This is a genomic window from Ochrobactrum quorumnocens (genome assembly GCF_002278035.1).
GTDB classification, from domain to species: Bacteria; Pseudomonadota; Alphaproteobacteria; order Rhizobiales; family Rhizobiaceae; genus Brucella; species Brucella quorumnocens.
In genome coordinates, this window is the sequence record NZ_CP022604.1 from 1,601,994 (window position 1) to 1,614,672 (window position 12,679).

Below are 12,679 nucleotides of genomic sequence, written 5' to 3' on the forward strand. Positions count from 1 at the left end.
TGTCGCACAAACAGTTGGCACAGCAACATAAAAAGTAAATGGCAACTTCAATCACAAACAAAGACATGGCCGCAACATAAGAAGCGACTAAAGCATGTCGCGCTCAAATGGATTCACTTACCGTTCGCGAACATGCGACAATTGAAAGAATCCAGAGCGAGCACCGTGGGTGGGATTAAGCGCAACACGCTCTAGAGGTTGCAAATCGGAGCCATGATCGAGAATTTTCGTGAATGCTCGCATTTTCTTTGAAATAAGGGCAATTGTGGGGTTCCGCTTTGCACCATCATTGCCTATAAGGCCCACTTAGCCCACAGAATATACTTCTGCCAACCCGCCGGAAAACCGTGCGGGCTTTTCTGGCAGGCTAAAAGCATGTCTCTCAAAAGTGGGAACCGGTTTTGAGGCCAAGATATGCGCTAACACTAATAAGCAGGATATGCCCATGCCGAAACGTACAGATATCAAATCGATCCTGATTATCGGCGCGGGCCCCATTGTTATCGGCCAGGCATGCGAGTTCGATTATTCGGGCACGCAGGCTTGTAAGGCGCTCAAAGAGGAAGGCTATCGCATCATCCTCGTCAACTCCAATCCGGCAACGATCATGACCGATCCGGATCTGGCAGATGCGACTTATATCGAACCGATCACTCCGGAAGTTGTTGCCAAGATCATTGCCAAGGAACGCCCTGACGCGCTCCTGCCGACGATGGGCGGACAGACCGCACTCAACACCGCGCTTTCGCTGCGCCGCATGGGTGTGCTTGAACGCTATAATGTCGAGATGATTGGCGCGCATGCCGAAGCTATCGACAAGGCAGAAGATCGTGCGCTCTTCCGCGAAGCCATGGAAAAGATTGGCCTCGACACACCGACCTCGATGCTCGCCAACGCGACCGAGATCAAGGAAGAAGATCGCAAGCGCCACGAAACCAAGCGCAACGAAGTCAAAGCGCAATATTCCGGTGATGATCTCGACAAGGCACTCGACAAGCTGGAAACCGAATGGCAGCTCGGCGAAGTTGAGCGCAAGCAGCGTTACATGAGCCATGCGCTCGCCAAAGCCGCACAGGCCATGGACGTTGTTGGCCTGCCAGCCATCATTCGCCCGAGCTTCACGCTCGGCGGCACAGGCGGTGGCATTGCCTATAACCGCCAGGAATTCTTCGAAATCATCGAACGCGGCCTCGACGCGTCGCCAACCACCGAAGTTCTGATCGAAGAATCGGTTCTCGGCTGGAAGGAATATGAAATGGAAGTCGTCCGCGACAAGGCGGACAACTGCATTATCATCTGCTCAATCGAAAACCTCGATCCAATGGGCGTGCATACGGGCGACAGTATCACGGTCGCCCCTGCGCTGACGCTGACCGACAAAGAATACCAGATCATGCGTAACGCCTCGATTGCGGTGCTGCGCGAGATCGGCGTTGAAACTGGCGGCTCCAACGTTCAGTTCGCGATTAACCCAGCCAATGGCCGTATGATCGTGATTGAAATGAACCCGCGCGTATCGCGCTCCTCGGCGCTTGCATCGAAAGCCACTGGCTTCCCGATTGCAAAGGTCGCAGCCAAACTTGCAGTCGGCTACACACTCGACGAACTCGACAACGACATCACCGGCGGCGCAACACCCGCATCGTTCGAACCGTCGATCGACTATGTCGTCACCAAGATCCCACGCTTTGCGTTTGAAAAATTCCCTGGTTCCTCGCCGATCCTGACCACTGCCATGAAATCGGTCGGTGAAGTCATGGCCATTGGCCGTACTTTCCAGGAAAGCTTGCAGAAAGCGCTGCGCGGTCTGGAAACAGGCCTGACGGGTCTTGATGAAATCGCCATTCCAAACATTGAGGAAGGCGACGAGAAGAACGCGATCCGCGCCGCAATCGGCACGCCAACGCCAGACCGTCTGCGCATGGTCGCACAGGCAATGCGCCTCGGCCTCAGCACCGAGCAGGTGCATGATGTCTCCAAAATCGATCCATGGTTCCTTGAACAGATCGAAGGCATCGTCAACACAGAAGCCCGCATCCGCGAACATGGTCTGCCGCAGGATGCCGAAAACCTGCGCATGCTTAAAGCTATGGGCTTCTCCGATGCGCGTCTTGCAGGACTGATCGGCAAGGATGCAGAAGATGTCGCAAAGCTGCGTAATCAGCTCGACGTGCATCCGGTCTATAAGCGCATTGATACCTGCGCAGCCGAATTCGCATCGCCAACCGCATACATGTACTCGACCTATGAAACGCCTTTCGTCGGTCAGCCGCGTTCGGAAGCCGAAGTATCGGATCGCAAGAAGGTCGTCATTCTCGGCGGCGGTCCAAACCGTATCGGTCAGGGCATCGAGTTCGACTATTGTTGCTGCCATGCGGCTTTCGCGCTCAACGATGCTGACTATGAAGCCATCATGATCAACTGCAACCCGGAAACGGTTTCAACAGATTATGACACGTCCGATCGCCTCTATTTCGAGCCATTGACGGCAGAAGACGTACTTGAAATCCTGCGCGTTGAGCAGGAGAAAGGTACGCTACATGGCGTCATCGTTCAATTCGGTGGCCAGACACCGCTCAAGCTTGCCAATGCGCTGGAAAAGGCTGGCATTCCGATCCTCGGAACGTCACCTGACGCTATCGATCTTGCTGAAGACCGTGACCGCTTCCAAAAGCTGCTGATCAAGCTCGGCCTTAACCAGCCAAAGAACGGCATTGCCTATTCGGTTGAGCAGGCGCGCCTGATCGTTGCTGATTTGGGCTTCCCGCTGGTTGTCCGCCCGTCTTATGTTCTTGGTGGTCGTGCCATGCAGATCATCCATGACGAGCGTGGCTTGCAGACATATCTGCTCGACACGGTTCCTGAGCTGGTGCCTGAAGACATCAAGGCGAAATATCCAAACGACAAGACCGGCCAGATCAACACGCTGCTGGGCAAAAACCCGCTTCTGTTCGATACCTATCTGACACAGGCCATCGAAGTGGATGTCGACTGCCTCTGCGATGGCAAGGACAGCTATGTTTCCGGCATCATGGAACACATCGAAGAAGCAGGCATTCACTCCGGTGACAGCGCCTGTTCGCTGCCAGTTCATACGCTTTCACCTGAGATCGTGACAGAGCTTGAACGCCAAACGGCATTGCTTGCCAAGGCATTGAATGTCGGTGGCCTGATGAACGTTCAGTTTGCTATCAAGGATGGTGAAATCTTCATCCTCGAAGTCAACCCTCGCGCATCGCGTACCGTGCCTTTCGTTGCCAAGACCGTTGGAACGCCAATTGCCAAGGTTGCGGCCCGTATCATGGCAGGCGAAAGCCTCGAAGACGCGCTCAATGCCTATGGCGGCAAGCCGCAGCCAACCGCACGTCCGCATATCGCGGTCAAGGAAGCCGTGTTCCCATTCGCCCGCTTCCCCGGCGTTGATACGCTGCTCGGACCAGAAATGCGTTCAACTGGCGAAGTCATGGGCCTTGATTACGACTACGCGCTTGCCTTCGCCAAGGCGCAGCTCGGTGCAGGCGTTGAACTGCCACGCGAAGGCACGGTTTTCGTGTCGGTTCGTGACGAAGACAAGGAACGCGTGCTTGGTGCCGTGCGCAAACTGGTCAGCATCGGCTTCAAGGTCATGGCGACCGGCGGAACACAACAGTTCCTCGAAGCAAATGGCGTAGAATCGACCAAGATCAACAAGGTCATCGAAGGTCGCCCGCATGTGGAAGATGCGATCCGCAACCGCCAGATCCATCTGGTCTTCAACACGACCGACAGCGCAAGTGCAGTCTCCGACTCCAAGTCGATCCGCCGCGCAACGCTGATGCAGAAACTCCCTTACTACACGACAATGGCCGGTGCTGAAGCGGCCGCTGAAGCCATTGCGGCGCTTAAGGCAGGATCGCTGGAAGTTCGTCCGCTTCAGGATTACTTCCGTAATTAAAGCATTTGAGGTAAAAAAGCGAAGCGGTTTTGCGTTGGATAATACGTAAAAACAAATAGTTACACGGGAATGAAAAAGGCCGCAGATGAAAATCTGCGGCCTTTTTGCTTTGTTGATTTCTTATGCCGTTGCTTCCGATTGGTGGGGCAGACGAAGGGGATCGGCCTGCAAGTCCATTTCCAGATGCAGTTGCCGCGCGAACAAGCCGTTATGGCCTAACCCTTTGCCAATATGGATGACAGCAGCTTCCTTTAAAGGACCAGTCAGAATCGCATAAGCACGCTTTCGCGCCTCTTCATCCATCCCATCGAGCGTACCATCAATCACAATCCAGCTTGGATTTTGCAGCACAAGCCGGGCGAGAGCGAGGCTTTGTTGCTCATCATCAGTCAGTGTGCGATCCCAACGCAGGACACGGTCGATCTGCGGTGTAAGCCTCTCCAATCCGGCGAGTTTCAGCACGTCCGCCACCTGATTCTTCGAGAAATCAGCGGCACTCAACGGATAGACCACCGCATCATGCAGGTTGCCGGGCGGAATGTAGGGAGCATGCGGAATAAACACCACGCGATCTCCAGCAGGCAATCCAATCCGCCCGCTCCCCCAAGGCCACAAGCCCCCAAGCGCGCGGAAAAACCGACTGCGTTCGGTTTCAGTTGCGCCTGTCACAAACAGCCGCTCCCCGGGACCGATGCTGACATTCGTCTCAACTAGATTGAGACATCCATCAGGGACCGCAATAGACAGAGCTTCGATCGTAAGCCGCTCATCCTCGTTGGTTTCCAGAACTATCTGCCGGTCGATGTGGCCAATTTCATCCATACGTAATATGGCTTGTCGAAAGCTCGCCACGCGCAGCAATGTTGCCCGCCAATCGGCAATCGCGCCAAAGTTATCGACAAACCAGCGCAGCGAATTATGCACCTGCGTAAAAGCGCCGACAGCCATCATCAAACCGCCGAAGGTCAGTCCACCCGAAAAATAGACAGGTGCGGCAACAAGGATCGGAGCAACAATGGTGAACCAGCCATAGCCTGCCGTGACCCATGTCAGATTGGTTGTGGCAATAACAATTCGCTTGATGGCAACCAGCACCGCGTCAAGATCCAGGTCCAACCTGCGGCGCTCATCAGCCTCGCCTCGTGCCAATGTAACAGCATCGATATGCTCATTCACCCGCATCAACGAGAAGCGAAAATCGGCCTCGCGCGCATAGCGGTTGGCATTGTGATTAACGAGACTGCGGCCAACAAACCAGGACAACAGCGACGCAGAACCCGCATAAAAAACCGCCGCCCAAACCATATAGCCCGGTATGGAAAAACTATAACCCCAAAGATGGAATACAAAACCGCTCGACAGAGACCACAGGACGCCAACAAAGCTGACGAGAATGACGGTGGATTGCAGCAGATTGATGCCAAGATCGCTCGTAGTCTCGGCAAGATGACGCGCATCTTCCTGCAATCGTTGGTCCGGGTTGACGCCAATTTCGCCAGCTTTCGCAAGACGGAATGCCCGCCCCGGCTGCAACCACTCACCCACCAGATCGCGCGCCAGTCCTTCTCGTAGCTTTAGCTTGAACATTTGGTTCAGCCAGGTCTGGGACACGTTTAGAAGAAGGACCGATCCGGCGATGGCAAAAAAGATCAGAAGCTGATGAAAGAAGGCGCTCAGATTGCGATCTGACAGAGCATTGTAGAACGGGACATTCCAACGATTGATGGCGACCTGCCCCACAGCAATCAACACAATCAGAACGAAGATACCAGTGCCCAGCGCGATCAACTGGTTGCGAACCGGCGATACCCAGAACGCACTCATCATCATGCGCGCTTGCGAGAAAAGATCACTGCCGTCTTGCATGCCGCGATCAGCTTGCTGATGCGCACTATCGAGCCCTTGCGGCTTTTTCTGCTTTGATTTCGGCACCAAGTCTTTCCTCATCAAAATCGTTTAGGGCAGAAGTGAAACGTTGCGGGCAAACCCAGCTCTAAAAACAAGACTTCATCGAGTTGTTCTTAATCAATTCTGATCACGCCCTATAGCAATATTTTGGAACTTTTGCGTGACCCCGGACCCTGTCACGATAGTACAAAGTACAAATCGCGCGAAGGCTTCCGATGACCACATCCACTAAAGCAATTGATAAAGTACTGATTTATGCCACATGGAACGGAAAGCTGCTCGTTTTCCGCGAACCGGAAAATCCAGACACACCGCTGCAGGTTCCAGGCGGAACTGTCGATGAGGGCGAAGAAATCCAAAGCGCAGCCTATCGTGAGTTTCACGAAGAAACTGGTATTTTCAAAACGTCCGGCATGCGTCATCTGGAAACTTTGACCTACAACTATATCGAACCTTTTCACATTGAAACACACCGTCGTCACTGCTTCCATCTACCTCTGTCGGGCAAATTTCCCGAGGAATGGCACCAATATGAAATGTTTCCTTGCGACGGAAACAAACCAATTCTTTTCAAATTGTTCTGGCTACCCTTGCTGGAAGCAAGTGCTCGCATTGACCTGGGAATGGGGAAAAGCATTACAAAAATAGGCCTTTAGAGATAGCGCCGCCTATCTTGTGTTGGTCAAATTTGTCGCATATAGTCTTGTCATCGATTTTTCGGTCAAGTGACTTTGCGACCCGCCCGGCCTGCCGTGCTTCCTGACGATCTCCTGTCCATAAATTCGATTCACAGGGACGTGTGCGAAGCATACGGACTAACTACTACTAATGTTACAAAGGAATTTCCCATGGCTACGGGAACAGTTAAGTGGTTTAACACGACCAAGGGCTTCGGCTTCATTCAGCCTGATCAGGGCGGCACGGACGTATTCGTTCACATTTCCGCTGTTCAGCGCGCTGGTCTGGCCACGCTCGATGAAGGCCAGAAGGTTACGTACGAAATCGTACAGGACCGTCGTTCGGGCCGTTCGTCTGCCGACAACCTCGTCGCAGCATAATTTTTGCCGAATAGGCAAATGAAAGGCGGGGCATTGCCCCGCCTTTTTGTTTGTCCGCATTCTTATTCATTGTCGTTCAGATTTTTGCCAGCGCGCTTGCACCCAGAATGAGAGCTGCGATCAGTGCCGCACCGGTGCGGACATGGTTCCATAGCGTCCAGTCCCGAACGTAAGCGAGCCAGACGTCAGCTGACGTGGCAGCATTTGCATCAATCGCAGCAAGCTGATTGTTCAGCGGCACATTCAGGACCATTGTCACCCCGATGGTACCAATGAGATAAACGGCAGCACCGATCATTACCCATTTCGACAGGCTACCAAAGCCCAGCAGACCCAGCGCAATAATCGCCAGACACAATACTGCCGTTCCAAAAAACGCAGCGAAGAACGTGCCGTTGATGACTGTGATGTTGATCGATTGCATTGCCGATATGCCCGCATTGGCTGGGATACGCGCCAATGCCGCCATTACAAAGCTTGAAAATGCATAGAAAATGCCGCCCGTTATGGCGCTACCCCATGCTGTCAGCAGAACAAGCAGTTGAAAACTTATTGTCATGACTGTCCCTCCCATGTGCCTTCACCGGCAGCCTTGCGGGCAAAATCTGCAAACCGCCGCGGCGTGCGTCCGAGAGCTTCTTCCACGCCATGCGCCACACTCGCATTGCGACCATCGAAAAGCTCAGTGAAAAGATATCGCAAAAGCGTTATGACATCTTCAGGCAGCATCTGTTCGCGCAGGACCACTTCATAGTCAGCAAACGAAACGGGATGAAACGACAACTCTCTACCTGTCGCTTGGGCGATCTCGTTTACAGCATCACTGAAACTGAACAGTTCCGAACCGGTCAGTTCATAGAGCCGATTGCGATGCCCCGTTTCCGTAAGGGCGGCAACCGCGACATCAGCGATATCGTCGGCATCGATGAATGGTTCTTTCGTGTGACCAACCGGCAGCGTCAGCGAGCCTGAAAGTAACTCATCTCGCATGTAGTTCTCACTGAAGTTCTGCATGAACCAGCTTGCGCGAAGCACGGTCCAGTCCAATCCGGAAGTTTGAAGAACCTGCTCTGCAGCCTCGGCCTCCTCCTCTCCTCGCCCGGAAAGAAGTACGACATGGTTCACGCCTGCCTTCTTCGCCGTCGACAGGAACGCGCGGATGACATCCACGGCACCCGGCAAGGCCAGATCCGGCTGATAGGTGACATAGGCATTCGTGATACCTTCAAGCGCCGCGGCCCAGGTAGATTGATTGTTCCAGTCAAAAACTATCTCGGTACTGCGCGATACGGCGCGAACCGAAAGCCCCATCCCTTGCAGCCTTTCTGAAACCCTCCTGCCGGTTTTTCCGGTAGCCCCAATCACCAGAAAACGATCATTCAGATCCGTATTCATCTTCATCTCCCAAAATGTGAGTAACTCTCATATTTACAATATGTGAGTAATCCTCATATTCTGTCAAGACGAGAATGTGAGTCGGTCATGAAGCAGAATTCAGGCACGGAAACAGAAGTTATGGGCGCGGCCATCCTGCGCCGCACTCCTAGTCAAAGCCGCGCACAGGAAAAAATCCGGCGCATAGCAGAATGCGCCACTGCGCTGATCGCCGCCAAAGGCAGCGACAGTCTCAAGATGAGCGAGATTGCACAGCAGGCAGGCATTTCGATCGGTGCGCTCTATCAGTATTTTCCTGATAAAAGCGCGCTGATCCGCTATCTGTTTGAAAGCTGTAATGCGCAGTCCCGTCAGTGCATCGAAGACGGCCTTGCAGCGGCGAGTTCGGTCGACGAACTGATCGTGGCATTCAATGCATTGATTGACGAATATCTGGCGTTGATGCGGCTGGAACCCGCAATGCGCGACATATGGTCGGCCACGCAGACCGATAAAATATTGTCAAAGCTGGAGATCGCCGAGAGTCGACAGAACGGCAAGTTGCTCGCAGATACGATCCGTAGGATTGTTCCCGCTAGAGAGTCGGCACAGTTGGACGAAACCGCTTTCCTGCTGATGCATTTTGGCGAAACCACCATGCGCATCGCCGTCGAGGTCTCGGAAAACGAATGCGATGCGTTGATAGCGGCCTTTAAAATCATGGCCACGCGAAGCTTGCTAGACCTCATGGCGGATTAGAGCATTTCCAGCGAAAGTGTGAAGCGGTTTTGCTTTGGATAATACGTAAAACAAATAGCTAAAGCATGTCGCAGTTAAATGGATTCATTTAACGTTCGCGAACATGCGGAAATTACAAGAATCTAGAGCGAGCACCATGGGTGCGATTAAACGCGACACGCTCTAGGGTCCAGACTCAATTGAGCCACCATGTGACGATGGCAGCGATATAGCATGTGGCTGTAAAGTTCAGCATGAGCTTGTCATATCGTGTCGCGACCCTCCTCCAGTCCTTGAGGCGGCAAAAGGTGCGTTCGATGATGTTTCGGCGGCGGTAGGCAATTGGGTTGAAAGGTTTGATCCGCTTACGGGTCGGATTATTTGGAATGACCGGTTCAGTGCCGCGAGCTTTGAGAAAATCGCGTAACGCGTTGCTATCGTAAGCCGTATCGGCAGCGCACAGGTTGCTTGGCGGCAGTGGCTCAAGCAGTGGGATGGCAATGGGAGCGTCACCGCGCTGCCCAGGGGTTATTCTCAGTGCGACTGGGCGGCCACAACCATCGACAACAGCATGTATTTTTGTCGATCTGCCGCCTCGCGATCGACCGATGGCTTGAGCTTCCGCCCCCCTTTTCCGCCAGCAGCAGATCGGTGCGCCTTTGCGGTGGTGCTGTCGATCATGTGAATGTCGCGATTGGTCGTCTGCACCAGTGCTTCGAATAGTTGCCGCCATATGCCTTTGGCAGACCAACGATGGAAACGATTGTAGATGGTTGTCGAGGGACCGTAGACAGCGGGGCAATCCTGCCACCGACAGCCAGTGCGCAGCACATGGATGATGCCGCTAATCACCCGGCGGTCGTCAGTTCGATGCGCGCCGGGTTGGTTCGTTGGAAGCAAAGGAGCGATCACTGCCCATTGCCGATCATCAAGCCAGAATTCTCCTGCCATGCTCCAAAACTCCCGTTATCAGGAGAGTGAATCATGAAGAAGTAATTTGATCAAATGTTTAATTGGGTTTGGAGCCTAGAGCGGCTCCAAAGGTTCAATCTTAACTGGAACCGCTCTAAAACCCTTATGGCAACCAGTCCAGCGATACATGCCCCTCATCCGCAGCAACGCGGGCAAGCCATGCATTTACAGCCGGATATCGCTCCATGTTGAAACCACCTCGATGCGCCTCATGCGTATAGGCATAAAGCGCGATGTCGGCGACAGTCAGGCTGTCGCCAACGAGAAATGGTGTCTTGTTCAGCTGCTCTTCCATAACACCAAGGGCTTTTTCGCCACCAACAAGTGTTGATGCGAGACGTTCAGGCGTCGCGTCATGCGCCCGCTCTGGATAGACCATCAAGGCGCGGCGCACAGCGACATAAGGTTCATGGCTATATTGTTCGAAGAACAGCCATTGATAAACTAACGCCCGCTCATAAGCGTCTTTCGGCAGATAGGGCGTTCCCTCTGCTAGATGGAGAAGAATGGCATTCGATTCGGCAAGGAAGCGACCGTCTTCCAGCTCGAGCAGCGGAACTTTGCCATTGGGGTTTTTCGCCAGATATTCGGGCATTCGCGTCGAACCGTCGAGGGAAGACACAGTGACATGCTTGAACGGCTTGCCGAGTTTCGCAAGCAAAAGCCGTGGCTTATAGCAATTTCCGGAATCTGGCTGTGAATAGATTGTGAGCATCTGCTTCTCCTGTGCTGGTATAACATCTTTGCATCCGTGCAGCCTGTCCAATCAGTTTCATTGAAACAATATGTTCGCGGCATTGATGGATCAGAACTTTTCAGCAACACATTCTCGCGAGAAACCCGAATTTATTGCGAAACTGCAAAGCTTTTGTTGCGATTCGTGCGCCAATGCGACATAGAAAGTCCGCAAAACCGGACCGTGCCCGGTGCCGGTTATCTGATCCTGCCATCTATGGAGATCTATCATGGCATTTCTCGCCGACGCCCTTTCTCGTGTAAAGCCATCTGCGACCATCGCGGTCAGCCAGAAAGCACGCGAACTGAAAGCCAAGGGCAAGGACGTGATTGGTCTCGGAGCGGGAGAACCCGATTTCGACACACCAGACAATATCAAGCAAGCGGCCATCGACGCGATCAATCGCGGCGAAACCAAGTACACCCCTGTTGCTGGTATCCCTGAGTTGCGTCAGGCTATCGTCGCCAAGTTCAAGCGCGAAAATGGCCTCGACTATAAGCCTGAGCAGGTCATCGTCGGCACTGGTGGCAAGCAGATTCTGTTCAACGCTTTCATGGCTACACTGAACCCTGGCGATGAAGTTATCGTCCCTGCTCCATACTGGGTAAGCTACCCGGAAATGGTTGCCATCAACGGTGGCACGCCTGTTTTCGTCAACACGCGTCAGGAAGATAACTTCAAACTGACAGCAGCTGATCTTGAAAAGGCGATCACGCCAAAGACCAAGTGGCTCATTTTCAACTCGCCGTCGAACCCAACCGGTTCCGCCTATACGGAAGCAGAACTGAAGTCCCTGACTGACGTTCTCGTGCGTCATCCGCAGGTCTGGATTCTGACCGACGATATGTATGAGCATCTGGTGTATGGCGATTTCGTCTTCACGACACCTGCGCAGGTCGAGCCTTCGCTTTATGATCGCACGCTCACCATGAACGGTGTATCGAAGGCCTATGCAATGACCGGCTGGCGTATCGGCTATGCAGCAGGTCCATTGCAGCTCATCAAGGCCATGGACATGGTTCAGGGTCAGCAGACCTCTGGTGCCTGCTCCATCGCTCAGTGGGCTGCTGTTGAAGCGCTGAACGGCACACAGGACTTCATTCCGAAGAACAAGGAAATCTTCCAGGCTCGTCGTGATCTGGTTGTCTCCATGCTCAACCAGGCCAAGGGCATCAACTGCCCGACACCTGAAGGTGCGTTCTACGTCTATCCGTCATGCGCGGGCCTTATCGGCAAGAAGACTGAAGCCGGCAAGGTTATTGAGACTGACGAAGATTTCGTGAGCGAACTGCTGGAAGCAGAAGGCGTTGCCGTGGTTCACGGCTCGGCTTTCGGTCTCGGACCAAACTTCCGCATTTCCTATGCGACCTCGGATGAACTGCTTGAAGAAGCCTGCTCACGCATTCAGCGCTTCTGCGCAAGCTTGCGCTAAACACTTGAGACATTGAATGACGAAGGGGCCGAAAGGCCCCTTTTTCGTATCTGCATTTCCGAGAAAGTAAAGTGCTGGGCGAAAAGTCAAAAAAAAAGCCAGACAAATGTCTGGCTTTGAGTTTTGAAGGTGCCATTGAGGCAAACCTCCAGAGGGGAACACTCAGCCTGCGTAAAATGGGAGGAGGAAACGCAGCGCTGAGATGATCTTTATATGCACTTTGCTTATTGTTTTGGCAATGCAACTTTATGGCAATGCAGCTATGCGTTTTATGCATAGCTCGAAAACAATAAAAACATAAATAAATTCATACAGTTATACATTAACCACTGAAACCATATTCTATATCAGCACTATAATGACAGCCCAAGCCGCAGGCAGATGCAAGCCTGGCCTGCCTCTAAAAACAGCAAATCACTTCCACTGGCAACATTCACAGGGGCTGTCACGAAACTATCACCACACTGCATCGAACCTGTCACAGAAGAGGCATAGAAGCCCTCGCAAGGCCGCAGCTATCCCCGATG

Annotated in this window: 9 protein-coding genes and 2 pseudogenes; 6 read left to right on the forward strand and 5 right to left on the reverse strand. The window is 53.1% G+C overall.

All coding sequences use genetic code 11. The annotated features are described in order from the left end of the window. Positions 1 to 445 precede the first annotated feature (445 nt). Positions 446 to 3,934 (forward strand): carbamoyl-phosphate synthase large subunit, encoded by a 3,489-nt coding sequence (carB, locus tag CES85_RS17320; protein ID WP_095447065.1) that lies wholly within the window; start codon positions 446 to 448, stop codon positions 3,932 to 3,934. 120 nt (positions 3,935 to 4,054) lie between these two features. Here the strand turns inward: carB and CES85_RS17325 are convergent, their stop codons facing one another. Then, on the reverse strand, positions 4,055 to 5,800 hold the full coding sequence (locus CES85_RS17325; RefSeq protein WP_095447935.1) for an ABC transporter ATP-binding protein/permease: 1,746 nt from the start codon (positions 5,798 to 5,800) through the stop codon (positions 4,055 to 4,057). 257 nt (positions 5,801 to 6,057) lie between these two features. Between CES85_RS17325 and CES85_RS17330 the strand changes: the two genes are divergently transcribed. Both CES85_RS17330 and CES85_RS17335 read left to right on the forward strand, forming a co-directional pair. Continuing rightward, positions 6,058 to 6,498 (forward strand): NUDIX hydrolase, encoded by a 441-nt coding sequence (locus CES85_RS17330; protein WP_095447066.1) that lies wholly within the window; start codon positions 6,058 to 6,060, stop codon positions 6,496 to 6,498. 192 nt (positions 6,499 to 6,690) lie between these two features. Continuing rightward, positions 6,691 to 6,900, forward strand: coding sequence for a cold-shock protein (locus tag CES85_RS17335; protein WP_007875924.1), 210 nt, complete (start codon positions 6,691 to 6,693; stop codon positions 6,898 to 6,900). Between the two features lie 76 nt (positions 6,901 to 6,976). Here the strand turns inward: CES85_RS17335 and CES85_RS17340 are convergent, their stop codons facing one another. Then, positions 6,977 to 7,459 carry an anthrone oxygenase family protein gene (locus CES85_RS17340; RefSeq protein WP_095447067.1) on the reverse strand — a complete coding sequence of 161 codons (483 nt, stop codon included), beginning with the start codon at positions 7,457 to 7,459 and terminating at the stop codon, positions 6,977 to 6,979. After that, on the reverse strand, positions 7,456 to 8,295 hold the full coding sequence (locus tag CES85_RS17345) for an NAD(P)H-binding protein (RefSeq protein WP_095447068.1): 840 nt from the start codon (positions 8,293 to 8,295) through the stop codon (positions 7,456 to 7,458). The genes CES85_RS17340 and CES85_RS17345 overlap by 4 nt, the downstream gene beginning before the upstream one ends. Before the next feature lie 120 nt (positions 8,296 to 8,415). On the opposite strand from CES85_RS17345, the gene CES85_RS17350 reads away from it, so the two are divergent. Continuing rightward, positions 8,416 to 9,033 (forward strand): TetR/AcrR family transcriptional regulator, encoded by a 618-nt coding sequence (locus tag CES85_RS17350; RefSeq protein ID WP_244923262.1) that lies wholly within the window; start codon positions 8,416 to 8,418, stop codon positions 9,031 to 9,033. A 244-nt stretch (positions 9,034 to 9,277) separates the two neighbouring features. On the opposite strand, the pseudogene CES85_RS17355 reads toward CES85_RS17350, so the two are convergent. Both CES85_RS17355 and CES85_RS17360 read right to left on the reverse strand, forming a co-directional pair. Further along, a pseudogene (locus tag CES85_RS17355) lies at positions 9,278 to 9,963 on the reverse strand (IS5 family transposase); the annotation flags it as partial. 124 nt (positions 9,964 to 10,087) lie between these two features. Next, positions 10,088 to 10,699 (reverse strand): glutathione S-transferase family protein, encoded by a 612-nt coding sequence (locus CES85_RS17360; RefSeq protein WP_095447070.1) that lies wholly within the window; start codon positions 10,697 to 10,699, stop codon positions 10,088 to 10,090. A gap of 250 nt (positions 10,700 to 10,949) precedes the next feature. Between CES85_RS17360 and CES85_RS17365 the strand changes: the two genes are divergently transcribed. Further along, positions 10,950 to 12,152, forward strand: a complete 1,203-nt coding sequence (locus CES85_RS17365; protein ID WP_094577703.1) for a pyridoxal phosphate-dependent aminotransferase — start codon at positions 10,950 to 10,952, stop codon at positions 12,150 to 12,152. 16 nt (positions 12,153 to 12,168) lie between these two features. Then, positions 12,169 to 12,358: pseudogene (locus CES85_RS27830) on the forward strand (hypothetical protein). Positions 12,359 to 12,679 lie beyond the last annotated feature (321 nt).